Raw genomic sequence first — 24,816 nt, 5'->3', positions numbered from 1 at the left:
AGTTTGTGTGTTACATGATTATTTACACAGGGTGAATAATGATTAATCAATATACTTCATTTTCTCTATCCAAGACCTCGTCTTGTTTTCATCGAAATTGCGTACAGGCCCTACCAAAACCGTTCTCTTAGTTTTTATCCCTGAAAAGCTAAGAATTAAACTTTTAAGCAGCTTTGGCCCTAAATTCCCTTGAACATACTTGTAGTAAAATGGTGGCGTATCCATTGTCGTAACAATTGTCGCAGTCTTACCACTCAGAAGTTTTGTTTGAAAGCTCTGCCCTGGCTCAAACTTAAAGGCAAATCCTGGCAAGAAAACACGATCAAAGAAACCCTTTAATTTGGAAGGTAGACTCCCCCACCATGTTGGGTAGAAGATAGCGATATGACTGGCTTCTTGTATTGATGCCTGTGCAGAAATAAGCACATCTTCAAGAGGAACAATTTCTTTATATCCTTTGTCTAAAATAGGATTGAATTCAATTTCAGATAGATCAATTAAGCTCACACGATTTCCCTTGGCCTCCTGTGCCTCAAGATAAGACTTAGCAAGAGAGTATGTAAGAGATGTTGAATCAGAATGACCTTGGATAACTAATATATTTTTCATATGCGCCTCAATGTTAACAAATGTTTACTTAATATAAGTTAACACTTGTTTACTTTCAAGAAAAAAGAAGGCAAAATGAAGAAATGAGAAAAAAAACGGATACTTATCATCATGGCGCACTTAAAGAATCAATCCTATTAAATGCAAGTCAAATCATTGCAGAGAATGGAAGTGTCGATTTCTCAATCAGAGATATTAGCAATGCTTGCAAAGTATCTCCTGCTGCTATTTATAAGCACTTCAAATCAAGAAATGAAATTGCAGTGAAACTTGCTCTTCAAGGAGTAAGTCTTCTTAAAGAAGAGTTTGATTTTATTTCAAACTCAAAGTCCCCTGGCCTTTTGAAATACTGTAAAGCTTATATTAATTTTGCAAAAGAAAACGAGGGACACTTTAGGGCCATTTATTTTAAGAAAATTTGTTCAATGGATGAGTTTCAAGAAGTTGAAAGCATCACAGATCAACTCTATGCATACCTTTTGGAATCAATCGATACAAAGACATCGCTTAAGAAAGATGATTATAAAATAAAGAAAATACTCGCCTGTATCCACGGCGTTTCGTTTCTTATCATTGATAATTGTGCAGAATTTTCTGAAAAGGAAATTGATAAGATCCTAAAAGATATAATTTAATTAGCTCCATGAGAATGGATTCATGGAGCGCAAATTTTATTTCGTTTTATAATATAAGTTGAATGTGTAATCGATTGATGTACCTTTGTGTACTTCTAGAATTTCTTTCGCAATATTTTCAGGAAATTCAATTGCAATAACACTTTCAAAATCTTCACGAGACTTAAAGCTCCAATTTGAGTCAATAACTTCAAGCTTAAAGCCGCGATCAAACCAAAACTTATCAATCTCTTCTTGGTGAGTGTCACTAAAGTTAAAACTTTTTTTAACCCAACCACCAAAGCTTCCACGCTCAAGATTATTATCAATCATAAGAAAGGTCCCACCTGGCCTTAGCACACGAAACACTTCATCAAGTCCTGGTTCACACCCCTCTCCCCAAAAATAAGCAAAGCGTGCATAAGCAAAATCAATAAGGTCATTACTTAGAGGTAAGGCCTCTGCAGTTCCCTTTAATAAAGACACATTCTCTAGGCCCAAGTCACAAATCCTCTTCATGCCTTTGACTCGGTTAACATCAAATGGCTCAACACCAAAGACATGTCCTGCATATTTTGCAAAGTGTGGTAAATGGAAAGCTGTCCCGCAACCAATGTCGAGAATATTCTTTCCTTCAAGGTCGAAGCTACTCTCCATGAACTTTTCTATTTTATTTTCTGGGTCACAAGCAATATTTTCAATTTCGTATACACCACTATTATCATGAATGTTTGGGGAGTCGTGAAACCCTTTATTTAAATCACTCATTAATTATTCCTTTTATATGTTATTTCTGTTTTAAGTTGATCTAAGAAGGCATGAAAGAAAGCAAGCCTTCTCATTCCTTCTTCTTTTCCTGCTTGCGTGTTAAGACGATCATTTAGTTTTAATAACTTTTTTTCAAAATGATCTAGAGAATAGCTCTTATCATCTAAAGTGCGCTCTTGAGCCCATGGATCATCAAGATGATAATACTTAGATTTCATCTTAGTTCCACAACTGGCCCATCTCATCACTCCGATTGCACCCATTGCATCGAGCTTGTCCGCATCTTGTAAGATTTCAGACTCTATAGAGCTGGCCTTTAAGTTGGCACTATAAGAATGCTCTAAGATAACTTGTGCAATATGCTCTACTTCATTATCAGTATAATTATATTCACTAAGTAAGGACTTAGCCTTTTGTGCAGCAAGAGCGCTGGCCTTACTACGATGTTCACTATTTTTAGGAATATTAATAATATCGTGTAAATAGGCCGAAGTATTTAAGACTCTTAAATTGACTTCCTGGCCATGAGAAAGTTTTTCACATAAATTTGCAACTCTAATAACATGAGACCAGTCGTGACTCGGATCATCGTGGTCATAGTATGACCTAATCTTATCTAGCAATTCTTTTTTAAACATCTAAGACTCTCCCATCAAATACTATCGAGAAACGGAAAATCACTTCCCTCTTTGATACAATCGATAAGATAAAGAGCAAGTCCCATCTCTCCTGTAAAAAGAGTAGCACGGCCATTTCTTTGAGTTAGTGCATGCATGGCAAATGAACGAGCGCGATCAAGCCATTTCTTATCACCAGTTCTTTTATAGAGTTGTAAGAAAGCATAACCATTTCCATCTGTTCCATGACAAAGAGAAACCCCTTTATTAAGTGGCCCAGCTTGCCAGATAACCTCAGCTGATTTTAAAAGGCAATCATCAACAAATTCATCGCCAGGATAATTTACAAGTGAAGTTACTACCCCAGGAGCTCCATGACACCATTGTGTTAACTGCTTTATTTGCGGCATTGGTGGATAGACAACTTCATAATTCATCATCTCACCTTCTTCCTTGCTAACAGCTTTCATAACTTTTTTAACGTGAGCAAGGAGATAATCCCTATCACCTTGAGAGAGAAGATTAATCTCTTTTAAGATTCCAAAAATATTTCCAAAGTAGCCGTGACCTGCTCCAATATAGCGAACCTTCTTGCCATACATATCTTGTTCCCAAACAAGCTCACCTTTGGCCTCTTCTTCTTTCAGTTTTTTAATTAAAAAATCGACATTTTTTAGGAAGAGTTTCGCCCAACGCTCTTCTTTTGTTTCTCGATAAAGAAAAGAAGCTGCAAGCATAGTTCCAGGAGCACCCCATAGGGCCTCAATGGTTGCATTTTCGATATTAGACTCAACTAACTCAAATATTTTATCTTGAGTTACTTTTGCAGGAGAAAACTGGTTTTGAACGAGAAGAATCCCGACTTCTCCAAGAAAAAGAGAAGGAACTACATTTTTAGTATCTGGGCGACGAAGATAGTCCTCATGAATTTGATTTAATAATTCTACTTTATTGAAAGGGAGGTCACGATTAAGAAATTTTGAAACTTTATTCAACGCCCAAACAGTACCTGCAGCGCCATAATAAATCGTCTTATTACTTTCGATTTGCGCATCTTCATTCTTGTCTGCAATCCAATACTTTTTAGCATCAAAATTTCTCAGAGTGTCATTAAAGATTAACTCAATAACTTCGTTTACTTTCTCTAAATTCCATCCAGCATCGATCAAAGTTTCGTGCTTTATTGGTTCAAACAACATAATTATCCCTATCACTGTATTATTAGGATAATTTTAACATTGTGTTCAAAAAAAATCCTCTGCCAAAGGCCGACATCTGATATTTTATATCGTAGAATCTCACTAAATATTGAATCAATTACGGAGTTCCATATGGACACAAATATAAAAGAAAGACTAACGCAAATCGTAAATAATATGCCGACAGACTGGCTGCGCTTAACGACACACAGACTTGATATCTATAATGAGTCACTTGCCAAAGTTGAATTTCTTCAAAAATTAGAAGCTGGAGTTGAGCTAGAAGAACTTCCAACTGCATATGATTATATTCGTCTTGGTCATCCACTTTCATGTGTTCTTGAGTGGGCCATTGCAAAAGAAGCGGGACTAAATGCTGAAAGTGTTATTTCATTTTCATCTGAAATAATGCCAATCCTCGCCGTTCTTCGCGCAAATAAGTTTCTAGGAAAGCGCACTCTAATCGTTAGTGAAAGGCCATTATCAGAATTATTTCAATTAGTTTATCAGTACGACTTTATTCAATCACAACAAATGGATAAGGATTTTGATGGAACTACAATTGTAATCGATGGAAGTGAAAAAGCTGATATCAATGTTGCTCGTTATCCAAAGCTAGGAAGTATCATAACTGTAAATAGTAATGATGAAGCATATATTAAAGAGATTCAACACGTAAGACGTCGTGAATCGATTGCCATGACTCCGCAAAACTGTCTTACAGTTATTAAGGCAATGCTTGGAGAAAGTCCAAGTGAGATGAATACTGTTGATACAACAGAGCTAACAAAAACAATTCAGGATATCACAAACTCTAAGACACAAGTTGCATTTAGTAACTGCGGTCTATCCGCACAATATGCAATCATGATGGGACAAGTGCACTTTGCTAATGTAAACCATCCTGGAAAAGATATTAAGTTCATTGTACCGCCGAATTGTTACGGTGGAACAAATGACCAAGCAAGACGTGTAGCTGCTTGTATTGATAACGTCGAAATTATTGACCTTCCAGTTGATAGTGGAAAAGATATGGTAACAGAACTTGAGCGTATTCTAACAGACGTTGCTCATGCGGATGGTGTTCCATATATTATTGGTGAGATTCCAACTAACCCACGTGTTGAAATCCCAGACTTAATTAAACTGCGTGAAACTCTTAAGAAGCCAAGATTTACTGATGATGGAGCAACTGCAGTTGGTGCAGTTTTCAATCTCGATCAAACTTTTTGCCCAAATGTAAAATTCTTTGGGGATCACGGCTACCTAAATGACGTGAAAGTTATTTCATATGTAAGTGGATCAAAATTTCCAAGTGGTGGCCTTTGTACTGCAGGCTATGCAGTTGCAAGTGATAGTGCTGCTGAGTATATGAGCTATATTGAAAATCATCTGAAACTTTGTGATAACGTAGCAACTAATCTACAACTTCAAATTTTAACTCGTGAAATGCCAGGTATGAATGAAAGAATCGCTAAGGCCTACGCAAATACACGTGGGCTTGTTGACTATATTCAGAAACATCTTCCAAAGGCAAAGATCAATTTTGTTTCGCATGAACTTGCAGATGCAACTTTTACTCCTTCTGTTTTCTCACTAGACCTTCCAGCGACTAGTGAAGAGCATAAACGTGAACTTAACCACAAACTTATCCGAATGATGATTGAAGCAATCCCTGAAGAAAGTAAGCATTGTGTAAGCTACGGCCAACTAAAAGGCTGTTACTGGACAGTTCCTGCAACCTCAACTCAAGGGACGACAAAAGAGAGCGACAAAGACTATATCGTTCGCGTCTCTGTTGCTGCTGACTTTGATCTAAAAAAACACCAGGAAGTCTTTAAGAGATTTGTAAAAGAAGCTTACTAATAGTACGCGCCTAGCGCGTACTTCTCCTATAAGGCATCCTTTAATAACTTTTGAAAATTTGCACACTCAAAATGATCTTTTTCCTTACAATTATTCAAGTGTTCTAGGCTATTCTTCATTTTCTTTAGTTTTTCAATCTGCTCATCAATTTCATTAATCTTCTTTGTAAAAAGTGATCGTCTAACTTTAAACTTTCCGTTAGCTGTAAGCATTGAGGAAATCTCCTCTAGACTTAGGCCACAAGATTGTGCCAATGAAATAAATGAGAGATTATGAATAACACCCTTTGGAAACACTCGCTTTAGGCCATGCCTACCTATCGACTTTATTAGACCAATCTTCTCGTAATAACGAATCTTAGATGAAGCAAGAGATGTAACTTTTGATAATTCACTTATATCCATATTAATCCTTGATAACACTACTTGACTTGAAGTTAACTTTAACTTGTAGAGTGAATATAACAAAGGAATATTTTATGAAAATTATAATACTAGGAATTCTCGCTACTTTATTTATGGATTTATGGGCATATATGATGAAAATTACCTTTAATATTAAAGGACTTGATTACAAGCTCGTTGGCCGTTGGGCATATTATATAACCCAAGGTACTTTTTTCCACCAAACAATTATTCAAACAAAGCCTGCTCCAAATGAATCACTCATTGGCTGGAGTATTCACTATTTAATCGGAATATTTTTTGCAATTGTCTTAATTATAATTTTCGGAAGTGATTGGCTTCTTGCCCCTCAATTAATTCCTGCTCTTATCGTTGGTTTAATTACATTACTGGCACCTTTTTATATCATGCAACCAGCATTTGGATTTGGTGTCGCAGCATCTCTAACCCCGGCTCCTTTTCAGACACGAGTAAAGAGCATTATGGCACATACCTCATATGGAGTAGGTTTATACTTAGCAGGACTTACTTTATCTCTTTAAAAATTTAGGAAGCTTAAAAGCAAGAGCAGACACACTTTCAGGATTTTTTCAACAGAACGAATTTCGCACCTATCCTAGTTTAATTATTACTTAGAATAGGTGCGAATGTATTAAAATTCTCTTTCACAACCAACTTCTCGAGCACCAGAGAAACTAACTTTGTTACTAGTAACCTCTTCAGAGCCTTCAATTACGTATTGTGTTTCCAGTACAAATCGAGAGTAATTTGCACGTTCTTCAAAGCGAACTTCAAACATTAAATTTTTTAGATTAACGACTTCAACCTTATCTGTTTCATGAGGTTGGCCAAATAGTGGATTAGTACGTGTAACAGTAATATTCTCAATATTTCGACAACTGATTAGAAGCCTATCTTCACTGAAACGACATTTAGACTTATCTAGGTTAAAGCTTGTAAGAGCACGAGCTTCCCAGTGATTAAAAAGCTTAAAGACTGTTGCACCTGTTAGACTAATATTTAGACTATTTTCAGTTTCAAGAACTGACATCTTATTATAAGCGAAACTCGAGTCGCGACAATCAAGGTCACTATGAATAACGCCTGCTTGAGTAGTTGCTGCAATTAATAGACCTAATAATAACTTCTTCATCTCTCTCTCCTTGGTTAGGTTCTAGAGAGAATCTATAATTCATATTAAAATAAATAAAATGATTATTATTAATCACTGCAATAAGATTATTTTATACCTAGAGATTATGATTTCAATGAAGTATAAGAGAAAATTAAAAAAAGTAGCACTAAGTTTTTAAAACTTAATGCTACCTACTACTCTTTTTCCCCACTTATCATAACCATCCATGTTCTTCTCTTCATCTTGTAAGCATCAAAAAATACTCCCCCTAAATGAAGTAGAGACAGGAAAATAAGAATATTAGAAAATACTTCGTGAATATCCTCTAATAAGTCATTTCCAAAGAATCGATCAAGTCCCATTAGAAATCCCGTCGTGGACAATCCTATGATTGCTGTCCACATCAGCCAATAAACATACTTGGCCTTTGGATTATAATGAGTGATTGGATTCTTCTTATGAATTAATAATCTTAGCAAGACGAATGAGACCGCAATGTAGCCGAGATAACGGTGAGCTTGCTTACCTTCTTCAAGAATAAAAGCATTGAGGATGACCGCAATGGCCACCCCCCAATGTAAGACTCTAAAAATAAGTGGGAGTCTTATCTCACCCATTAATGCATCTCTTTCTTAACGATCGATCCATCAATTGGACTAAAATAAATTTCAACTTTATTTTGCTCTTTATCCCATCCGTAAATCTCGTAGCAATTTCCCTCGGTTACTTTAAATTTATTAATTTTGTAACCTTCGGCAACTAACTTTGCTTGAAAATCTTCTTCATTTTGCCATTTACTCTTATCTTCAGTTGTACACTGAGTTTTCTTTGACGAGCATGAAACAAGAGTTAAACCAACTGTTGCTAATAGTAATAATTTTTTCATCTAATACTCCTTTCTAGATTGATATTAATGAAAACATAACTATATAAACCAATAATATATCGGCATATAGAAGACGTTTTCGGATTAAATTGAATTTAAATTTTTGAATTTTATCCTCACTACATGAATTGCAGTGAGTCCTATAGATGGGTACGAGACAACACAGCAATTACAATTAATTACTAGTGCTAGTCTCGTCAACAAGATAATTTCTTGCAGTTACACCGGGGTTTCCCCATTATGTCGACGTAACTTTTGCCTTTTTGGGTGGCAACTGACTACTCCCTAACTATAAAAATTTTAAAGTGATAATTTTATACAGTCAAGGTTCATAAATGAATTCTGGAGAAAAAAATTAAGATATTTTAAGCTAATGATAAATCACATTAGCTTCTTGTATAATAAAGATGCTTATAACAAAATGATTGAATTAGAGTAAATACGTATCTCTTCACTTGCTCTCATAATAAAGAATTTTTTGAAATTATTTCTCTCGAATTGAACCTCAAAATAATCAAACACTCCATCATATAGCTTAAATATACTTATAACTTTACCTACTCCAAATTCGTGAGAATATACTTCAGTTTTATTTTCAATATGTTTTTCAAAATCTATAATCATAAGTTTCTCCTAGTAAAATTGTAAAGGCGCCATAAAATGACGCCCGATTTATTCAGAAACTAGTAGCGATCGTGCGATTTTTTCTTTGTAGTTTTGGCCATGTTCACAATTAACGATCTTCCCATAAAGTTTTTATCGTTAAGGTTACTGATCGCCTTTTCAGCATCACTTGCTGTTTCCATTTCAACAAATCCAAACCCTCTTGCTCTGCCTGACTCTTGGTCTCTAATAACATTTACTGCTACAACGTTTCCAACATCAGCAAAAAGCTTTTCAAGATCAGAATTTTCGATATCGTATGATAAATTTCCTACATAAATATTAGATTTCATTTTTACCTCCAAGGTAAATCGCTCTTAACAAGATAGGATCCATGCTAAGAGTATAAAGAGACTACTGTCCCTGCTACACAAGATTGTGTAAGTACATTTTATTAATAAAATTATTTAAACTGTTGCTAATAGAGAAAATAACCTAGGATCATTTTTATATTAATCCTATAGTCAAAAAGATATTTATTATTCAGTGATTGCCAGCTACGTGGCCATAAAGAACATCTCGACTTTATAAGTATAGCCTATCAATGCGTTATTAGCAAATAGAGTAATCTTTGTGTAAATACACAGGCTTAAATGATAATTATTAGAAAATAATAAAATAACTCAAGTAATAAAAATTAATTTACATACTTTTAATAGAATGATAGTTAACCAAAAATAATTTTAACAATAATTCATAGGTATTTTTAATGAAACAACTAGCTATCATTTTCTCGTTACTATTCTCTTTAAACTCATTTTCATCAGTTAGTTATAATCAATTCTACGAACTATACGATCAGTTAGACTATTATACACCAACAGGCTTTAGAAATAATGACGATAACTACAGCAATACAGTGAATGATATTGATGTATGTGTAATTCAACTTAAAAGCTCACAAGAGTTATATTACTGGACTTCAAAACAAGAAGTAACGATCTACCTAGGAAATGGCGGATATAGAACTGAAGTACAAGACAGTGGTTATGGTTACTACGGCCTAGCAATTTATTTCGATTCAAATGAAGTTACGTACACAAAATATGAAGATGGTGATGTCGATACAAAGAAACGTTCTCACTACATCCTATGGTACAGAAGCTCATCAAGTGCAAAGACAGCGAAGAGAACGCTGAGAGAGCTAGAAAACCTTTGTAAATAAAATAATAAATTCTAATCATATTGGGGAAGTCTAAGTACTGATACCAAGGCTTCCCTAAATTTCTTTGATAACTTTATTTTCTATTGTCGTACAACTCTTTTCATCTCTTCTCCTCCAAAACATCTCATATATAAGTGATAAGATGTACCGTTGTGAACTTTTGGCGAGAAGTGAAGTTGGTAGCGAATCGTTACACTACGCTTAGTATGATCTGTTGTTAGGCCAACAAAATTTCTGTCATTAACAAGATAACTATAATTATCAATCCCTGTATCTCTTGCGTATAGCTTATCAAAATCAACATATGACTCGAAGTAATCGACATCATCCAAAGGAGCACTATATTCTTCGTCAACAAGTGATTTGATAAGAGAAACTAATAGCTGCTTGCCTTCACTCTCTGAGTAAGGTTTTTTAAAGTTACTTAAAGGAAGTCCTGCAAAGAATGTATATAGACTTGGAGCAGTTTGATAGACAAAACGTTGATATAAATATTTATAATCAGCAAGAGGAAGCTCCACATTCTCAGGAGTAAAGCCTCTGTCTAAGTGAAGAACTTCAACAGGCCCTAGTCTAGTTTTAGTGTATACGAAATTATTACGAAAAGAGAGTTTCTTATCCTTAAAAAGAGTCTCGTAAGTAAAGATATCTTGGTAAGAAGCAGTGAATTCACATCCACCTTTATATCTCTTGTAGTCCATTGCATAAGTATTAAGACCAAGAGCTAGCAATAAAATTGAAAGTGATAATTTTCTCATAATAATCCCTAAATAAATAATGTCTTGAAAGTTTTGTCTTTATAGCAGATCTAATATTAAAGACATCCAAATTGTAAAATGTTTAGGATAATGCACTTTTCAAAGCGTGTCATTATTACCACCTAGCTTGTTCCAAGTAATTAAAAATACTATAAATCGGCCTGAATTCAATTTAGAAGCGACAAGGAATATCAATGAAGAAAATTTCAATTCTTCTTACTCTTTTCACATTAAATACCGCTCTTGCAAATGACCCACTAGAAAAAGATCAGTGGCATCTGAAATATAACGCTAAAAATAAGGGTGCAAATATTGAGAAGGCCTGGAAAATTCTCGAGTCAAATTATCAACCCGTTATTGCAATTATCGATGCTGGATTTGATATTGATCATGAAGATTTAAAAGACAGTATTCTTATTAATAAAGAGGAAATTCCAAACAATGGGATTGATGACGATAATAACGGCTATACAGATGATTATTATGGTTATAATGCGAATAAGAAAAATGGTGATCTTTCAGGAGATTATGACTTTCAAACAAAACACGGCACTGCTGTAGCAGGCGTCATTGCAGCAAAGCATGACAATGGCCTCGGTATCAAGGGCGTTGCAAAAGGTATAAAGATCATTCCTATCGTTAAACCAGAGCCTATGGCAAAGAGAAAGGATAAGCTTCCACACCTTATAGAGGCAATGAGATACGCAATGGAGAGAGGAGCAGATATTATAAGCTTTTCTGCGAGGCTTAAAGTAACGTCACCGGCATTTAAGAAAGTACTCAGAGAACTAAATGACAAAGGGATTCTCGTCATTGCCTCTTCTGGAAATGTTGGAGTTGAAAACTCGACGAATCGATACCCAGGTGCTTATGCAGAGGAATTTGCAAATATTATTGTCGTGGGCTCAAATGATAAGAATGGTAATAGAGTAAAGTCTTCTAATTATGGAGATCAATCAGTTCACCTCTTTGCACCTGGTGATAAAATTCTAACAACACACCTATCAAATACCTATGGTCCATCGAGTGGTACAAGCTTTTCAACACCACTAGTTGCAGCAGTTGCGGCCATGGTTTTGGCAACACATGGGCCGAAGTCGAGATGGACAATGAGAGAGCGACTAATTAAGACAAGTCGTCCACTAAAAAGCCTTGAAGGCCTGAGTGTATCTGGTGGAATTGTAGATGCCTATGAGGCACTTAAATAACAAATTATGAAGTTTCATTTTTCTTAGTATAAGCATAGGCCATTGCATGTGTTGCAATCGGTGTCGTAATCAATAAGAATATAAAAAGAAAGAAGTTAGTTATTACGATATTAAGATTAGCAAATATCATTGCTGTTCCTAACAAGATTAAACCTGCTCCAAATGCACTGGCCTTACTTGCGGCCTGAAGCTTCATATAAAAGTCCGGCATTTTCATAAATCCCACGACAGCAAGGAAAACAAAGATAGATCCTAAAAAGATTAAAACTTCACCGATAAGATTTATCATTAATTCTCCTTACTCATATCAGATAAATAAACTGCAAATACAAATGCTGTTACAAAGCCAACGACAGCAAATAACAAGGCAATATTATAAAAAAAGAGATCTCCGTATAATGTATAAAGAATTAGAAAAAGGCTAACACCAGAGATTCCAATTAAGTCAAAAGCAAGGACCTTAACAAGGACTTCCTTTTCTCTTTTTGCTTCTAGAATGAGAAGAAAGAAGGTCAAGACAACAAGGCCAATAGAGATCATTAGCAGAACACTCATTTAACTCCTCCATTTGAAGCTCCCCTTAGAATTCTTAAAACACGACTCTCAATAACTTCTTTGAATTCCTTAATGGCCTCCTCTTCATTTTCTAAAAACATCATGTGAATAAAGAGATGTTTTTTATCTGCATCTAAATCAATAACCATGGTCCCAGGAGAGAAAGTAATGAGATTTGATAACAAAGCAATTTCAAAATCACTCTGTACTTCTAGTGGAAATTTTATAATTCCTGGAGTTGATAAGTTCTGAGGTGTCACTACATCTTGAGCTACTCTAAAAGCACCTAGAGTAAGATCCCATAAATAGAGAATAATAAATTCTAAGATATACCATAATCTCATAGGAGAACCTCGTTAATAAATTAGTCCGATCTTACCGACTTCCAGGGCAAGCTCATAAATTAGTAGTGGGTTAAAACTAATAATTAAAGTAAAAATACAAAGCAAGATACAGGAGATATATGATCGAATAATAGAGACCTTTGGAAAAGACACAATAAACTCATGATACTCACCCCAAAACACTCCACTCCATATTTTCACCATACTATATAAAGTAAAGAAGCTTCCTATAATCATGGGAATAATGATCCAAATAAGACGGCTCTCAGTTGCTATTTTAAAGAGACCAAGTTTCGCCCAAAATCCAGAAAATGGTGGTATTCCAATCAGGCTAGCAGCAGGAATCATAAAGAGAATAGCAATAACAGGAGATGTTTTTAGTAGTCCACCTAACCTAGAGATCTTCTCTGTATATGCAAAGTTTCTGATCAGGCCAGAAACGAAGAATAGATTTGTTTTAACTAAAATGTGATGAAAGATATAAAAAAGAGAACAAGAGAAACCAAGCTTCTTTATTGCCAAATCAGGGTGAAGACAAAAACTTACACCTACTCCAATAAAACCAACCTGACTAATAATATGATAACTTAAGATCTCTCTTAATTTGTTTTGAACAACTGCAAACCATACACCGACAAGAAGAGTAAGAATCGCTAAAATTAGAATTGTCCAAAACAATTGAAGATCAGAAGGAAAAACCTGACCGAAGACTCTAATCATTGCATAGAGGCCAAGTTTTGTCAGAAGCCCCGCCAAGACTCCGCTAAGTCCAGCTGAAAGTTTTGGATAGCTTTCTGGCAGCCAGAAAAATAATGGAAAAAATGCTGACTTAATTGCAAAAGCACCAAAGAGACAGATCGCAAGAGAGCGAACAAGGCCGGGGTCACTAACGTATAATTGTGCCAATCTTTCGCTTAAAACCTTAAAGTCTAATGTATTTGTAAACTTATAAATGAGTGCAATTGAAATCAAGAAAATAAGTCCACTAATGAAATTTAGGAGTATATACTTAAGACCGCTTTTAAGTCTTTTACGAGATGAATCAAGGACAACAAGTACATAACTACTCATTAGCGTAATTTCAAACCACACAAATAAATTAAAAAGATCGCGAGTAAGAAAGGCACCAGTCAATCCCAGAAAGAGTGTATTGTACAAGAAATGATAAATGCTTTTTTTCTCAACAGTAACACCAGGATAAGCGTAAAGCACACCAGTGAAGTATATTGCGCCGACAACGAAAATCATAACTCCTGAAAAAATATCATAACTTAAAGATATTCCAATTCCACTTTCCCAGCTTCCTACTACAAATGTTGATGTTTGTTTAAATGAAAAAAGGAATAATCCAGAAATTATAAAATATAGAAGTGCAAATAAATTTGAAAAGAATAAGATCAATTTGTCTGACTCCTTAAACAAAAGAGAAAAGGCAGCTGAAACAAGAGGTAGTATAAGAAAGACGATAAAAAAGTTCTGATGTATCACTACGCCTTCCCCTTTTCTCTTGAATCATTGATTTTCTTTATAACTGAGATGACAAAGCAAAGTGTTGCAAAAGAAATAACAATCGCAGTTAAGATGAGTGCTTGAGTTAATGGGTCAGCAATACTGGCCTCAAACTTCGCTCCGACTTTAGCAAATGGATAACCATGGGAGACGACTTTTCCAATTGAGAAGATAATTAGATTAGCACCATTACCTAAAGTAATAATCGCAAAGATACTATTGACCCAAGTATTCTTTAATAAAAAAAGAAAACCGATAATTAAAAATATACAACCAACTAAGAACGTCATCTAGTTACCATTTTCCTTTGAAAAGCTAATAAACTTCACATAGGCCATCGTTGTACTCAAAGAAACAATAATATAAACGAGGGTATCAAAAACAAGAACAGAACTAATTTTTCCAGCTATGGGGAAAGGAATACTTGACCACATTGAACTAAGTGGTGCCTTTCCTAAAAAAACAGGAAATGAGAAGATATAAACAAGAGCTAAAATGCTCAATCCTATAATATAAGTGTAATTATCGTAAATCCATTTTCTTAGTCTTGAGTCATGGTGGGATATAAAGTGCAGAATCATGGCCAAAGATAAAAGTAAGCCTCCTATGAATCCTCCACCTGACAAATCATGTCCTCTTAAAAGTAACAAGACAGATAAAATGACCAGAAGTGGACAAACAAGCTTAAAGCTACCTCGAATTAGTGCTTCATTCACGCTCACCTCTTTTAGAAAAAATAGCTAATACACCAACAATAGCGATAGCAACAACAAGAACTTCACCAAAAGTATCCATTGCCCGATAGTCCACGAGAATCACATTGACAACATTTTCTCCTTTTGCCAAAAGTTTTGAGTTTTCAAAAAAATAGCGACTAGCACTCATATCAAAATCCAATTTCTTTGTTAGAGAAAAAATCATAATTGAGAGGCCATAAAGAAAAGCAATGATAAAGTTTATAGGCTTAATATTGATTCTTAGATCACGTCCATCTATTGGAACGGCCTTTATAAGGAAGAAAACAAAAAATAAAGAAAGTGTCTCAACCATAAGTTGAGTCATGCTAACATCTGCAGCACTATGATAACCAAAGAAGAGCACTAGGAAGAAACCAGAAAGTACAAAATATAGAATAGCCTTAAGATTTGACTTACTTATATATGCAAATACTAATCCAGTTAGAATTCCTGACAAACTTAAGAATTTTGAAAGAGTAAATTCTATTTTTGGAAAGACAAAATTTGTTATACCAAATTGAGAAAGAATAGTAAGTAAGGTTAAAAAGCTTAATGTTATGCGTATATAGTGTGCAAAACTTCCATTTTGCATCAACAAATTCATTTTTTTAAAATAGTCCAAAATCAAATAAAGTATTTTTTCTAAGTGAGGCCACAGACTAAACTCTGAATACTTCTTTGAAAATTCATCAAGCTTAATAAAGTATTTATCGAGAAAGAAACTTCCTCCAACACTACCTAGAATAGTCAAAACACTCAGAAAAAGAACAAGATTATATGGATATTGAATACCGTGCCATAACTTAATATGAACACTTTGCTCTCTTAAACCAATTTCTCCTAATGCTTTTTCAGCAATAAGGCCGACACCAGTTAGATTAGGTACTAGTGCAATAACGAGGGCCAAGACTGAATAAATGAAGGGAGATATAAGGAGTCCCTTATAATTTATCACATAACTCTTTCTTGTAGGCCACGATACCCGAAGAAGATTCACCGCTTGTATTCCCATAAATAGATTACCGATAAAAAAAGTAGGAATGATAATCCAAGGTAAGAATGTCTTGATACTTGTTAAATAGATATACTCCTTTGCATAAAAGCCAATACTTAAGGGAAATCCAATCATACTCATGGTACTAAGAAGTGCAATAATGAAAGCTAATATTCCAACTCGATCACCATTTAAGAGCTCTTTTCGTTCCATCGTTTTTAAGGCCTTTGAAAAATAGCCAACATATTGAAAGAGACTTGCTTTATAAAACGCGTGAGCAATAACTAATAAGACGAAACTTATAATTGAATATTCGTTAGCAATTCCTAAAAGGATGGCCAACATACCAAGAATACAAATAGTAGAATATGCTAGCATTGTCTTAAAATTACTTTGAAGTAAGCACTGAAAACCACCAAGAAGAACTGTAATGGCACCAACACTAATAAAGAGCATCTGCCAAAGTGAGTCTTGTGCGTATAATGGAAATACCTTTAATCCTAAGATCAGGCCCGCCTTTACCATTGTTGCAGAATGAAGAAAGCTGCTCACTGGAGTGGGCCCCGCCATGGCCAAAGGAAGCCAAAAAGAGAATGGAAAAAGAGCTGATTTAGAACAAATACCTATAAAGAGTGCGATTAAAGAGACTCTGAAATAAATATGATTTTCAAAGTTCTTCAATTCCATCAACTTAGTTAAATTAAATGAGTCATAAAATGACAGGCCAAAATCAGCACCTATTTGAGAAATAAGTAATATTCCAAAAAGAAGAAAAAGCCCTCCTCCAACGGTTGTATAGAGTGCCCATTTTGCTTTTTCTCTAACTTGCGAATCTTCATTTTTTAGGCCGATAAGAAAAAAGGATGTAACACTAGTCATCTCCCAAAACAGATAGAGAAATAAGAGATTTGAAGAGTATATTATCCCAAACATCGATATTGAAAAAAGAATTAGAGAAAGATAGTAGATTAGCTTATCTTTAGAACTAAAGCTCTTCATATAGATGAGACTATAAATAAAGACACCTATACCTATGATGGCGACAAGAGCACCAAATAGATTATTCACACTTGAAAACGAAAATATACCTTCCACTAGTATCTTCAAAACAATCCTTCGTATAAATTACGAGTTTAATTTTCAGTGAGTGTGTGTTTGAAATATGAGGTCATACAAAATCTAGTATGACCTCAAAAAATGAATCTTTCTTTTTCTAAGCACTTTTCTTAGCCGATAATTGACTTTTCTTTTTCATGGCAACCAAGTGATCAGTTGTAACCTTTGCGCTACGATTCTTTGAATCACTCAATTTACTTGCATTAGTATAATATTCTCTTTTTGAAGATTTTATTTTGATAAACTTCTCAATCGTAATATACACTCCAATCAATGCGAGGCATGAAATTAGGAAAATGATTTCATTGACATTCATGCAATGCTCCTTCGTTAACACTTCCTATAACTATACCGGATTTTTAGACATCAATAATATATATATTGACAATAGATTGTATTAATTTATTCAAAGCTAAATCTTAACTTTTTTTACTAATGTGTGATTTTAAGGAGCTAAAAAAAATGATCAATTATTACCTTCATACACCATCATTGTTGAATCCCCTTCATCAATGATCTTTGATTGTGCAAGACTACGTAATTGCCTTATTTGATTTGGATTTGGTAAATCATAATTTTCACCGAGAACTTCATGCTTATAATAATATTCACTAAGAACTGCTCGTCCACCAAACTCTTCCATTAAAATATCCTTGTCTTGATACGACAATTGGTAGAAGTCTTCAGGCCCTATATTCTTCAAAATAATATATGCCCTCTCTGCATTTGAAAGCTTATCCAAAGTATCAACCTCGATTCCAGAACTTTCTTTTAGACTTAAAATAGTTTTACTAAGATCATTAGCAATTGCACTTGAAAGATCATCTGACTCATAAATTTTTATCTCGATCTTTTCGATCCTATCTTCAATATTTACAATTTCTACTTCTTCGAAAGAATTATGATCATCACTCAAGATTATTTCATTTGAAAATGCCTCTTCATTAGCTCTTTCAACAACTGATACATTTGCCGTTTCAACATCCGTGTCGATAAGCATAACTCCTGAAAATGTGATTATAAAAAAGATGACAACTTTTTTCATCATTACCTACAAGTTATATCCATAGTTCTATAAAACGAGTTACTAAGTGGAGCTTTAGCATGCCATGGGTGTACAATTGTAGCTTTCATTCTAAGATACATAGAATTAGCAGAGACATAATACCCATTTCCATTATGGCCTCTTAGAGCAGATAAGCTTTGTAACTTTGTTGCTCCAATGAGATCACAATTATTTCCACCAACGATTTGTACAACAGCACTTGTGGCCTGATTACTTTCAGCTTGGTAGTTAATTTTAAATTGTTTATCTAGAGAGGGAACCGATTCAAAATCAACTTGATAAATATCATTTGTCCCTACAATAGTATTAAATTTATTACTCCAATTACTAGAAGCAATTGAAGTTAGAACCTTAGCTTGTGCTCCTCTTTTTAAAGTAAAGTAGATCTTATTATTATCTTCTACGCCGTTTCTCCCCTTAACAGAACGGAAAGTAAAAAGACCAAGATTATAGTTACAAACGTAAGCATTCCAATTCGTTCTTGCACTACAGCCATTATTATTGAAACTATTATAAGGAACAACAACTGAACCACTAACGCCAGTTAGGGAACCATCAAGGTCTCTAACCGACATTGAATAAGGCGAATCAATCCAGTTTTGATTATTCGTTTCATAGTAAAATCTTTTCCAAGGTGTTGTGGCAAATTTCAGACCGCGTACCTTATTTTCAAATCGATTCGCTCCTCCAATATTAGTGATTGGAATTGGAGTAATATTTTTACCATTGTAACTTTGTTGTGTATTTGGGTAATCAAAGAAAGTTACATTATCTAATTCAAAAGGCCCATCATAGACAACGATTCCGGAAACAAAAGAATTACCAGGTAGAGCACTTGCGAGAATCCCCTTATCTTTATTAGAGTTATTTGCTGATTGCCCAACAATTGCCGAATTAGTAAAACGTTGAGAGTAAGCAGTAAAGATTGCCCAGCGATTATCTGCTAGTACAGCATTATCAAATTGAGCGGCCCTTCCTCTAAAATAGATTCCACTCTCTGTATTCTTGAAAGCAACCAGGTTTTTAAACACAGGATAAGTAGATGGCCCATAATGAGCACTTACAAGCTCTCTATCCTCGGGATTATTTGGATTATTTCTTAAGGCCCCATCAGGTGCCCCATCCCATGTGTGACCAACCTTACTTGAGTGGGCCGTATTATTGTCATATCTTAGAGTATTATTCGTTATCGGAGTCGAACATAGACCGTCAGGAGAACAAATTCTATTTTTTTCAAATGCCATCCAGAATCCAGTACCTTCAGATCCGGCCGCTACGTTGTATGCTACAGTATTATCTGGGTTAGAAATCCAAAATGTAGATGGACTAGGAAATCTTGCTGAAACACCTCTGACATCTGAAATTAATAAAGCACGAGATTCTGGAACTTTCTTTGAAACCAGACCGATATTATGACTAAGCGTATTCTTTACTTCATTACCATCTTCTAAAAAGTAACCATGTCCGAAGTGATTATAACAAACATTGCCAATAACGCTTACGTAGTTAGTTGCGTGAACGGTGATACATCTTTGATAACTATCTGTTACAGACGAGTTTTTAATGTATTGTCCACTTGCATTTCCAACCATATGCCAATGGAATGGATATCTTGCCATCTCCCCCATTCTTCCTAATTTTGAAAATTGGACAGAGTCAACATATGCCTTAGCATTTCCCATCACCATAACATGACCACCAAGATATGATGACTCATGTCCGCCACCATATGAAGTAATCAAAATATTACGAGTTAGGTTTGCAACAGTTGCTCTATTATCAAGCGTCCAACTTTTCCCACTATGACTAAGAGTACGATTAACACCCCAGTGTTTGTGATATAGAGCTCGATTAAGTACGACGACATTATTATTTACTGAAACAACTTTTACTCTTTCAGCTTCATTCATATCAAATGAAGTCGAAGAAATAATAATCTCATCATTTTTCTTCCAGTTAACATTTGTTGAAAGTGTAATTGATGTATCACCAGGATTAGCGTGACTTGCTAACTTAATGATTCCACTATTCTTATAAGCTCCATGCAGGTGTAATTGTCCTTGACTATGAACAGCAAAGGCCCTCTTTCCCATTGAGTGGTTTCCACTATTTAACTCTAGTCCATCAGCAAGCTCAATTCTTAAATTTCCTTGAAATCTTTTAGAACTTGTTCCACATATAAACTTACCGTTCACTAAAATACCTTTGGCTATAATTTGATAGCTTGATGTATTATCTGGGCACCTGAACTCTCCATCTACTTGCAATAAACCGACGTTAATATCACGATCAAGAGTAGCAGTAATTCCATTTGGTATCGTTAAATTTTGTCCACTCGTTGTATAGAAGTCACTAATCTTTCTATCAGTAACATAGGCTGGAATTCGAAAGTAACCACTTTTTCCAATCTGAAGATTCGCTCCACCAGTTAGAGAGATACCGAATCCAAAAACAAGCTTTCCAGCATTTGCTTTCCATTGATCGTCAGAAAATACGTGAGCAAAACGATGTTTATTAAATGTATTTTGGCAAACATTTGAAACAGCGGCTTCACTTGGATTACTTGCTTTAAAGTTTGAAAGTATTTTCTTACTGCTTAATGAATCACCGGCGTAAATATGAACGTTAATGGATTGATTTACTGCCTGATCACAGGCCCAACCACTTACCACCAATTTATTATTTACAAGCTTTACAGCATCAATATGACCTTTAATCTCAGCATATACATTATTTAAACTTAGTATTCCAAAACTAATAACCACAAACGTTCTAAATAAATCTCTCATTTAATTCCCTTATAATAAAACCAGTAAGAATAGATCCTTTGGTATTTTAATCGTGGAACAAAAGTGATTTTAACTTTTCTAAAGAACATTTAATTAAAGACAATAATTTCAGTAGTTTAGATATTGCAATAGAGCAAATTATCAAGAAAGAAATATGCACAAAAATGTGCAAACAAAAATAGGTTCATGTTTTAATAAGTAATATTTCAGTATATTTAACCATTCAAATTGTGAGGCTTTTTTTAAACTAATACTAAATTAGGAATGTTGTGAGATGAGAGTTTTTATGGCAATTGATTTACCTAAAGATATCAAAGAGCATATAGATCAGATAAGCTTTGCACATCAATATTTCAATCGCTACCCTGCTGCCAACTTACATCTAACTTTAAAATATATTGGTGAAGTCTCTGATGCATTATTAGCTCAAATTAACAAATTAATGGTAACGATTAAGTTTTCACCTTTTCCCCTTACTTTTCAATCTTTAGGTTATTTTCATCCGCACCGTAGAGGCACACCGTTATGGATTGGAGTTGAACATAATCCACAGCTCGAAAAACTACAAACTCAGATTGAACAAAAGCTACAAACATTAGATTTAAAATTGGATAATATGAAGTACACTCCTCATCTCACCATAGGCAGAATGGATAAAGGTATTGGTGAAGAAGAGATAAGAAGCTTCCTTAAGACGGTACAAATACATGACTTCAATATTCTAGTTAATGAGTTTACTTTATTTCATAGTCATTCAACCAAAAATGGTGTTGAATACATTCCTCTAGCAACTTTTTGAGGAATTGGAGTATATATGCCTATTGAAAAGTACTTTAAATACTATCCAGAACATATCAAACAACAAATTGAAGACCTCATTGCTAGTGGTAATCTCAAATCTTACCTGCAAAAAAAATATCCAAACAAGCATGAAATAAATTCTGATAAATTACTTTATAAATATGCAAATGAGCTTAAAGATAAGTATATGCGTAATGTTCCTCAGCTCAGTAAGGTTATTTACGAAAAACAAAAAGATCTTGTAAATGATGCACTTGGTACACATACCTACATTAGTCGAAATCACGGAGGAAAGTTAAAAAAGAAGCATGAAATGAGAATCTCACGAGTTCTTAAAGACGCACCAAAAGAGATGCTCGAAATGCTTGTGGTACACGAACTTGCCCATTTTAAAGAAAAAGATCATAACAAAGCATTCTATAAACTTTGTGAATATATGCAACCAAACTATCACCAAGTTGAGTTCGATTTAAGACTCTATCTTGTGCTACTTGATCAGGGAGAAGTTCTTTTTTAAAGGACTATCCAAAAGAAATAAAATCAAGACAAATACAAAAGCGATGGTAATCACCCTAATCCAATCCATGAGATGAAGTGGAGATAAGTGCAACGCATTTGCCATTAAGTTATATTGTGTGAGAACAAGAGATAATAAGATTGTGCACAGTATGATCAATTTAGCGGCAGTTGTTCGACACTTTGTTAATGCAATAACTATCCCAGCACTCCAAAGAGAAAGCAGTGCCATCGCTTTAGCACGCCCGTGAGCGACATCTTGACTCTCAGAGAGCGCACTAATATAAGAGATAATGAGTATTGCAGTCAAACTCAATCCCAATGCTAAAATAGTCATTAACTCTTTTTTACTAAAAAATGATCTTCGATGTGAAAGATCCTTTTGCGTATCTAAATTAATATTTTGTTGAAAAGCAAAAAGAGCAGTAGGATGAATAACTAATTCAAGCCATACTACATGAATTGGCAAATAAAGAAGTTTATAACCAAGTAGCGGTATTAAGGCAGCTGATAGAACAAATGGTATATGAATAAGTAGTAAGTATTTAAAACTCATTCTGAGATTTTCAAATAATTGCTTGCCCTCACGAATTGCATTTACAATTGTGCTAAAATTATCGTCACTCAAAATGATTGAAGATACCTCCCTGGCACTTCTCGTCCCACGAAGCCCCATTGCAACACCAATATCAGCGGCCTTCAGTGCTGGAACATCATTTACTCCATCACCAGTGACGACAACGAGCTCCCCGGCTTTCTTTAGACTCTCAACAATCTTAAATTTCTGTACAGGATTACATCTTGCAACAACATCAACACCTTTAAAGAACCCTGGATTATCTTGTAACCACTCTTCTTCAAGTTTATGAGGCTCACTCTCGGCAGAAATAATGACAGCTGATTCTTGTATTAAGCCAATATCTTTCGCTATTGCGCGGGCGGTATCTGGATGATCTCCCGTAATCATTAAAACTTTAATTTCATTTTTCATGCAATACTTTAAGGCTTCTTTTACTTCGGGACGGGCAGGATCTTCAAATGCCAAAAGTCCATAAAAGTGAAATCCTTCTTCAGGCTCTAAACAAGACTCCACAAGCTCGTCATTAACCACAAGAGCTGCAACGGCCAAAACCTTGTGACCACCTTTGGCCAATGTCTCAATTTCTTTTCCCCACATCTTCTTTTCTTCGTCATTAAGAGATGATTTAGATAAAACAATTTCAGGGGCCCCCTTGATGACACACCTTAAGGTATTTTCATATTCAATAAATGCCGTCTCTCTCTTTCTATCCTCTGTAAAAGGAATTACCGACAAACGATTAAGTATTGTCGTATTTCTATTCTTCGCTTCATTAATAATTGCAATATCAACAGGATCGGCCCCCTGCCTATTAGATGCCGCAAGTGCCATTGTAAGAAGATGAGACTCTGAAGTATCAGATGCATTCACAAAGTGGGTCAACTCTAGATTACCAACCGTTATCGTGCCTGTTTTATCCGTACAAATCTGAGTGACTCGACCAATATTTTCGACCGATACCGCTCTTCGAACAAGTGCATTGTGTTTCGCTAAACGATAGACACCGACTCCTAAGAAAAAGGAGAAGACTACTGGAAACTCTTCAGGGATAGCAGCAACCGCCAATACTGCTGCACTTAAGAGAGCATCAAGCCAACCATGACCTTGGTAGAGCCTAACCGCTGCAATGATAAAACAGAGCATGACAGCAGCATATATTAGAAATCGTGTGAGCTCTAATATCGCAGACTGTAAAGGAGTTCTTTCGTGAGCGATCTGAGCGACAGACTGAACGATCTCTCCATATGAAGTATTCCTACCAGTCGATAGTATTCTAAGATTTCCCTTTCCAGCTAAAACTCGTGTTCCAGCAAAGCCTAATATATTTGTTTCAACTAAAGTATCAGCTGTATTTTTAAATGGATCAAAATGTATGGGATTTTTCTTTATCGGGAAGGCTTCCCCAGTTAGTACAGATTCATCTACTTGAAGTGAATCTGCCTCCTCCCAAAAACCATCTGCAGGCAAGTAGGCTCCTTCAGAAGAGAGAACCACAAGATCGCCAGGTACAATTTCATACGAATCAACTTCTACTTTTTTACCATTACGAATTAATATAACCTTAGAGGATAATTGACTCCGTAGAGCTGCCGTTGAGACTTGTGTACGCAAATGTAAAAAGGCATCCATAAAGATTAACGGTAGTGTTGCAAGCATTAGAATGAGAGACTCAGTATAATCACCAACAAGATAAAATACAGCAGATATCCCAACGAGAAACCATACCATAGGGTCCTTGAGCGTATCAATAATGATATCAATCCATGGATTTCCTATGCGTTCGACAATTTCATTTGATCCAAACTTTAAACGTTGCTTGCTAACTTCTTTTTCATCTAATCCATTAGGTGTTCCAGTAAGACCGACTAAACTACTAAATGAGACTTTCTTTTGCATACTGACGTTCACCAATCATTA

General features: G+C 35.0%; 29 protein-coding genes. 7 read left to right on the top strand and 22 right to left on the bottom strand.

From position 1 onward, the window contains the following. Nucleotides 1–42: 42 nt before the first annotated feature. Nucleotides 43–609, bottom strand: a complete 567-nt coding sequence (locus ABMA70_RS13225) for an NAD(P)H-dependent oxidoreductase (protein ID WP_103218309.1) — start codon at nt 607–609, stop codon at nt 43–45. An 83-nt stretch (nt 610–692) separates the two neighbouring features. Here ABMA70_RS13225 and ABMA70_RS13220 point away from each other — a divergent pair, with 83 nt between their 5' ends. Then, nucleotides 693–1,244, top strand: a complete 552-nt coding sequence (locus ABMA70_RS13220) for a TetR/AcrR family transcriptional regulator (RefSeq protein ID WP_392992886.1) — start codon at nt 693–695, stop codon at nt 1,242–1,244. A 36-nt stretch (nt 1,245–1,280) separates the two neighbouring features. Here ABMA70_RS13220 and ABMA70_RS13215 read toward each other — a convergent pair whose 3' ends face one another. The 3 genes from ABMA70_RS13215 to ABMA70_RS13205 are packed head-to-tail and all read right to left on the bottom strand — an operon-like array spanning nt 1,281 to nt 3,807. Continuing rightward, nucleotides 1,281–1,991, bottom strand: coding sequence for a class I SAM-dependent methyltransferase (locus ABMA70_RS13215; protein WP_392992889.1), 711 nt, complete (start codon nt 1,989–1,991; stop codon nt 1,281–1,283). Further along, nucleotides 1,991–2,629 carry an HD domain-containing protein gene (locus ABMA70_RS13210; protein ID WP_392992892.1) on the bottom strand — a complete coding sequence of 213 codons (639 nt, stop codon included), beginning with the start codon at nt 2,627–2,629 and terminating at the stop codon, nt 1,991–1,993. Before ABMA70_RS13210 ends, ABMA70_RS13215 begins: the two co-directional genes overlap by 1 nt. A gap of 14 nt (nt 2,630–2,643) precedes the next feature. Continuing rightward, a complete protein-coding gene (locus ABMA70_RS13205) occupies nt 2,644–3,807 on the bottom strand; it encodes a lanthionine synthetase C family protein (RefSeq protein ID WP_392992895.1) in 1,164 nt (387 codons plus the stop codon). Nucleotides 3,808–3,939: 132 nt separating this feature from the next. On the opposite strand from ABMA70_RS13205, the gene ABMA70_RS13200 reads away from it, so the two are divergent. Then, nucleotides 3,940–5,673 (top strand): cystathionine beta-synthase, encoded by a 1,734-nt coding sequence (locus tag ABMA70_RS13200; RefSeq protein ID WP_392992898.1) that lies wholly within the window; start codon nt 3,940–3,942, stop codon nt 5,671–5,673. A gap of 26 nt (nt 5,674–5,699) precedes the next feature. Here the strand turns inward: ABMA70_RS13200 and ABMA70_RS13195 are convergent, their stop codons facing one another. After that, nucleotides 5,700–6,077: a MerR family DNA-binding protein gene (locus ABMA70_RS13195; RefSeq protein ID WP_392992900.1), complete on the bottom strand. Its 378-nt coding sequence runs from the start codon at nt 6,075–6,077 to the stop codon at nt 5,700–5,702. Between the two features lie 74 nt (nt 6,078–6,151). On the opposite strand from ABMA70_RS13195, the gene ABMA70_RS13190 reads away from it, so the two are divergent. Continuing rightward, the gene (locus tag ABMA70_RS13190) at nt 6,152–6,619 is read left to right on the top strand and encodes a DUF2938 domain-containing protein (protein WP_392992903.1); all 468 of its coding nucleotides are present in this window, start codon (nt 6,152–6,154) and stop codon (nt 6,617–6,619) included. Nucleotides 6,620–6,729: 110 nt separating this feature from the next. On the opposite strand, the gene ABMA70_RS13185 is transcribed toward ABMA70_RS13190, so the two are convergent. The 5 genes from ABMA70_RS13185 to ABMA70_RS13165 all read right to left on the bottom strand — a co-directional run bounded on the left by ABMA70_RS13185 (nt 6,730) and on the right by ABMA70_RS13165 (nt 9,054). Then, the gene (locus ABMA70_RS13185; protein ID WP_392992906.1) at nt 6,730–7,230 is read right to left on the bottom strand and encodes a hypothetical protein; all 501 of its coding nucleotides are present in this window, start codon (nt 7,228–7,230) and stop codon (nt 6,730–6,732) included. 176 nt (nt 7,231–7,406) lie between these two features. After that, entirely contained in the window at nt 7,407–7,829 is a 423-nt protein-coding gene (locus ABMA70_RS13180) for a cytochrome b/b6 domain-containing protein (RefSeq protein ID WP_392992909.1), read from the bottom strand. Beyond that, entirely contained in the window at nt 7,829–8,098 is a 270-nt protein-coding gene (locus ABMA70_RS13175; protein ID WP_103218318.1) for a PepSY domain-containing protein, read from the bottom strand. Before ABMA70_RS13175 ends, ABMA70_RS13180 begins: the two co-directional genes overlap by 1 nt. Nucleotides 8,099–8,509: 411 nt before the next feature. After that, nucleotides 8,510–8,722: a hypothetical protein gene (locus tag ABMA70_RS13170; protein WP_103218319.1), complete on the bottom strand. Its 213-nt coding sequence runs from the start codon at nt 8,720–8,722 to the stop codon at nt 8,510–8,512. A 59-nt stretch (nt 8,723–8,781) separates the two neighbouring features. Then, a complete protein-coding gene (locus ABMA70_RS13165; protein ID WP_103218320.1) occupies nt 8,782–9,054 on the bottom strand; it encodes an RNA-binding protein in 273 nt (90 codons plus the stop codon). 416 nt (nt 9,055–9,470) lie between these two features. Between ABMA70_RS13165 and ABMA70_RS13160 the strand changes: the two genes are divergently transcribed. Beyond that, nucleotides 9,471–9,926, top strand: a complete 456-nt coding sequence (locus ABMA70_RS13160) for a hypothetical protein (protein ID WP_103218321.1) — start codon at nt 9,471–9,473, stop codon at nt 9,924–9,926. Between the two features lie 80 nt (nt 9,927–10,006). On the opposite strand, the gene ABMA70_RS13155 is transcribed toward ABMA70_RS13160, so the two are convergent. Continuing rightward, nucleotides 10,007–10,684, bottom strand: coding sequence for a hypothetical protein (locus ABMA70_RS13155; RefSeq protein WP_392992914.1), 678 nt, complete (start codon nt 10,682–10,684; stop codon nt 10,007–10,009). Nucleotides 10,685–10,878: 194 nt separating this feature from the next. On the opposite strand from ABMA70_RS13155, the gene ABMA70_RS13150 reads away from it, so the two are divergent. Further along, the gene (locus ABMA70_RS13150; RefSeq protein WP_392992917.1) at nt 10,879–11,892 is read left to right on the top strand and encodes a S8 family serine peptidase; all 1,014 of its coding nucleotides are present in this window, start codon (nt 10,879–10,881) and stop codon (nt 11,890–11,892) included. Between the two features lie 4 nt (nt 11,893–11,896). On the opposite strand, the gene mnhG is transcribed toward ABMA70_RS13150, so the two are convergent. The 10 genes from mnhG to ABMA70_RS13100 all read right to left on the bottom strand — a co-directional run bounded on the left by mnhG (nt 11,897) and on the right by ABMA70_RS13100 (nt 21,002). Then, a complete protein-coding gene (gene mnhG / locus ABMA70_RS13145; RefSeq protein ID WP_103218324.1) occupies nt 11,897–12,181 on the bottom strand; it encodes a monovalent cation/H(+) antiporter subunit G in 285 nt (94 codons plus the stop codon). Further along, complete coding sequence (locus ABMA70_RS13140) at nt 12,181–12,447, bottom strand: monovalent cation/H+ antiporter complex subunit F (RefSeq protein ID WP_103218325.1); 267 nt, start codon at nt 12,445–12,447, stop codon at nt 12,181–12,183. Before ABMA70_RS13140 ends, mnhG begins: the two co-directional genes overlap by 1 nt. Beyond that, nucleotides 12,444–12,791, bottom strand: coding sequence for a Na+/H+ antiporter subunit E (locus ABMA70_RS13135; protein ID WP_392992921.1), 348 nt, complete (start codon nt 12,789–12,791; stop codon nt 12,444–12,446). The genes ABMA70_RS13140 and ABMA70_RS13135 overlap by 4 nt, the downstream gene beginning before the upstream one ends. 12 nt (nt 12,792–12,803) lie before the next feature. Beyond that, nucleotides 12,804–14,192 (bottom strand): complex I subunit 5 family protein, encoded by a 1,389-nt coding sequence (locus ABMA70_RS13130; RefSeq protein ID WP_392992924.1) that lies wholly within the window; start codon nt 14,190–14,192, stop codon nt 12,804–12,806. 86 nt (nt 14,193–14,278) lie between these two features. Beyond that, nucleotides 14,279–14,590, bottom strand: a complete 312-nt coding sequence (locus ABMA70_RS13125; RefSeq protein ID WP_392992927.1) for an NADH-quinone oxidoreductase subunit K — start codon at nt 14,588–14,590, stop codon at nt 14,279–14,281. Further along, complete coding sequence (locus tag ABMA70_RS13120) at nt 14,591–15,016, bottom strand: MnhB domain-containing protein (protein ID WP_392992930.1); 426 nt, start codon at nt 15,014–15,016, stop codon at nt 14,591–14,593. Continuing rightward, nucleotides 15,009–17,138, bottom strand: coding sequence for a hydrogen gas-evolving membrane-bound hydrogenase subunit E (gene mbhE / locus ABMA70_RS13115; protein WP_392992933.1), 2,130 nt, complete (start codon nt 17,136–17,138; stop codon nt 15,009–15,011). The genes ABMA70_RS13120 and mbhE overlap by 8 nt, the downstream gene beginning before the upstream one ends. Before the next feature lie 106 nt (nt 17,139–17,244). After that, nucleotides 17,245–17,463, bottom strand: a complete 219-nt coding sequence (locus tag ABMA70_RS13110; protein ID WP_392992936.1) for a hypothetical protein — start codon at nt 17,461–17,463, stop codon at nt 17,245–17,247. A 150-nt stretch (nt 17,464–17,613) separates the two neighbouring features. Next, nucleotides 17,614–18,195 (bottom strand): hypothetical protein, encoded by a 582-nt coding sequence (locus ABMA70_RS13105; protein WP_392992939.1) that lies wholly within the window; start codon nt 18,193–18,195, stop codon nt 17,614–17,616. Next, nucleotides 18,195–21,002, bottom strand: coding sequence for a G8 domain-containing protein (locus tag ABMA70_RS13100; protein WP_392992942.1), 2,808 nt, complete (start codon nt 21,000–21,002; stop codon nt 18,195–18,197). The genes ABMA70_RS13105 and ABMA70_RS13100 overlap by 1 nt, the downstream gene beginning before the upstream one ends. A gap of 286 nt (nt 21,003–21,288) precedes the next feature. On the opposite strand from ABMA70_RS13100, the gene thpR reads away from it, so the two are divergent. Both thpR and ABMA70_RS13090 read left to right on the top strand, forming a co-directional pair. After that, nucleotides 21,289–21,801, top strand: coding sequence for an RNA 2',3'-cyclic phosphodiesterase (gene thpR / locus ABMA70_RS13095; protein ID WP_392992944.1), 513 nt, complete (start codon nt 21,289–21,291; stop codon nt 21,799–21,801). Nucleotides 21,802–21,816: 15 nt separating this feature from the next. Next, on the top strand, nt 21,817–22,320 hold the full coding sequence (locus tag ABMA70_RS13090; protein ID WP_392992947.1) for a YgjP-like metallopeptidase domain-containing protein: 504 nt from the start codon (nt 21,817–21,819) through the stop codon (nt 22,318–22,320). Here the strand turns inward: ABMA70_RS13090 and ABMA70_RS13085 are convergent. Continuing rightward, the gene (locus tag ABMA70_RS13085; RefSeq protein ID WP_392992950.1) at nt 22,291–24,795 is read right to left on the bottom strand and encodes a cation-translocating P-type ATPase; all 2,505 of its coding nucleotides are present in this window, start codon (nt 24,793–24,795) and stop codon (nt 22,291–22,293) included. The two genes, ABMA70_RS13090 and ABMA70_RS13085, sit on opposite strands and share 30 nt — an antisense overlap. Between the last annotated feature and the right edge of the window lie 21 nt (nt 24,796–24,816).

Source organism: Halobacteriovorax sp. XZX-3 (assembly GCF_043196495.1).
GTDB lineage: Bacteria > Bdellovibrionota > Bacteriovoracia > Bacteriovoracales > Bacteriovoracaceae > Halobacteriovorax_A.
Note: the sequence above shows the minus strand (reverse complement) of the source record. Positions and strands in the feature narration are given on the sequence as shown.

Excerpts from the sequence above, each read along its gene's own strand:
- ABMA70_RS13225 (WP_103218309.1), bottom strand. The coding sequence starts at position 609 with ATGAAAAATATATTAGTTATCCAAGGTCATTCTGATTCAACATCTCTT.
- ABMA70_RS13220 (WP_392992886.1), top strand. The coding sequence starts at position 693 with ATGAGAAAAAAAACGGATACTTATCATCATGGCGCACTTAAAGAATCA.
- ABMA70_RS13215 (WP_392992889.1), bottom strand. The coding sequence starts at position 1,991 with ATGAGTGATTTAAATAAAGGGTTTCACGACTCCCCAAACATTCATGAT.
- ABMA70_RS13210 (WP_392992892.1), bottom strand. The coding sequence starts at position 2,629 with ATGTTTAAAAAAGAATTGCTAGATAAGATTAGGTCATACTATGACCAC.
- ABMA70_RS13205 (WP_392992895.1), bottom strand. The coding sequence starts at position 3,807 with ATGTTGTTTGAACCAATAAAGCACGAAACTTTGATCGATGCTGGATGG.
- ABMA70_RS13200 (WP_392992898.1), top strand. The coding sequence starts at position 3,940 with ATGGACACAAATATAAAAGAAAGACTAACGCAAATCGTAAATAATATG.
- ABMA70_RS13195 (WP_392992900.1), bottom strand. The coding sequence starts at position 6,077 with ATGGATATAAGTGAATTATCAAAAGTTACATCTCTTGCTTCATCTAAG.
- ABMA70_RS13190 (WP_392992903.1), top strand. The coding sequence starts at position 6,152 with ATGAAAATTATAATACTAGGAATTCTCGCTACTTTATTTATGGATTTA.
- ABMA70_RS13185 (WP_392992906.1), bottom strand. The coding sequence starts at position 7,230 with ATGAAGAAGTTATTATTAGGTCTATTAATTGCAGCAACTACTCAAGCA.
- ABMA70_RS13180 (WP_392992909.1), bottom strand. The coding sequence starts at position 7,829 with ATGGGTGAGATAAGACTCCCACTTATTTTTAGAGTCTTACATTGGGGG.
- ABMA70_RS13175 (WP_103218318.1), bottom strand. The coding sequence starts at position 8,098 with ATGAAAAAATTATTACTATTAGCAACAGTTGGTTTAACTCTTGTTTCA.
- ABMA70_RS13170 (WP_103218319.1), bottom strand. The coding sequence starts at position 8,722 with ATGATTATAGATTTTGAAAAACATATTGAAAATAAAACTGAAGTATAT.
- ABMA70_RS13165 (WP_103218320.1), bottom strand. The coding sequence starts at position 9,054 with ATGAAATCTAATATTTATGTAGGAAATTTATCATACGATATCGAAAAT.
- ABMA70_RS13160 (WP_103218321.1), top strand. The coding sequence starts at position 9,471 with ATGAAACAACTAGCTATCATTTTCTCGTTACTATTCTCTTTAAACTCA.
- ABMA70_RS13155 (WP_392992914.1), bottom strand. The coding sequence starts at position 10,684 with ATGAGAAAATTATCACTTTCAATTTTATTGCTAGCTCTTGGTCTTAAT.
- ABMA70_RS13150 (WP_392992917.1), top strand. The coding sequence starts at position 10,879 with ATGAAGAAAATTTCAATTCTTCTTACTCTTTTCACATTAAATACCGCT.
- mnhG (WP_103218324.1), bottom strand. The coding sequence starts at position 12,181 with ATGATAAATCTTATCGGTGAAGTTTTAATCTTTTTAGGATCTATCTTT.
- ABMA70_RS13140 (WP_103218325.1), bottom strand. The coding sequence starts at position 12,447 with ATGAGTGTTCTGCTAATGATCTCTATTGGCCTTGTTGTCTTGACCTTC.
- ABMA70_RS13135 (WP_392992921.1), bottom strand. The coding sequence starts at position 12,791 with ATGAGATTATGGTATATCTTAGAATTTATTATTCTCTATTTATGGGAT.
- ABMA70_RS13125 (WP_392992927.1), bottom strand. The coding sequence starts at position 14,590 with ATGACGTTCTTAGTTGGTTGTATATTTTTAATTATCGGTTTTCTTTTT.
- ABMA70_RS13110 (WP_392992936.1), bottom strand. The coding sequence starts at position 17,463 with ATGAATGTCAATGAAATCATTTTCCTAATTTCATGCCTCGCATTGATT.
- ABMA70_RS13105 (WP_392992939.1), bottom strand. The coding sequence starts at position 18,195 with ATGATGAAAAAAGTTGTCATCTTTTTTATAATCACATTTTCAGGAGTT.
- ABMA70_RS13100 (WP_392992942.1), bottom strand. The coding sequence starts at position 21,002 with ATGAGAGATTTATTTAGAACGTTTGTGGTTATTAGTTTTGGAATACTA.
- thpR (WP_392992944.1), top strand. The coding sequence starts at position 21,289 with ATGGCAATTGATTTACCTAAAGATATCAAAGAGCATATAGATCAGATA.
- ABMA70_RS13090 (WP_392992947.1), top strand. The coding sequence starts at position 21,817 with ATGCCTATTGAAAAGTACTTTAAATACTATCCAGAACATATCAAACAA.
- ABMA70_RS13085 (WP_392992950.1), bottom strand. The coding sequence starts at position 24,795 with ATGCAAAAGAAAGTCTCATTTAGTAGTTTAGTCGGTCTTACTGGAACA.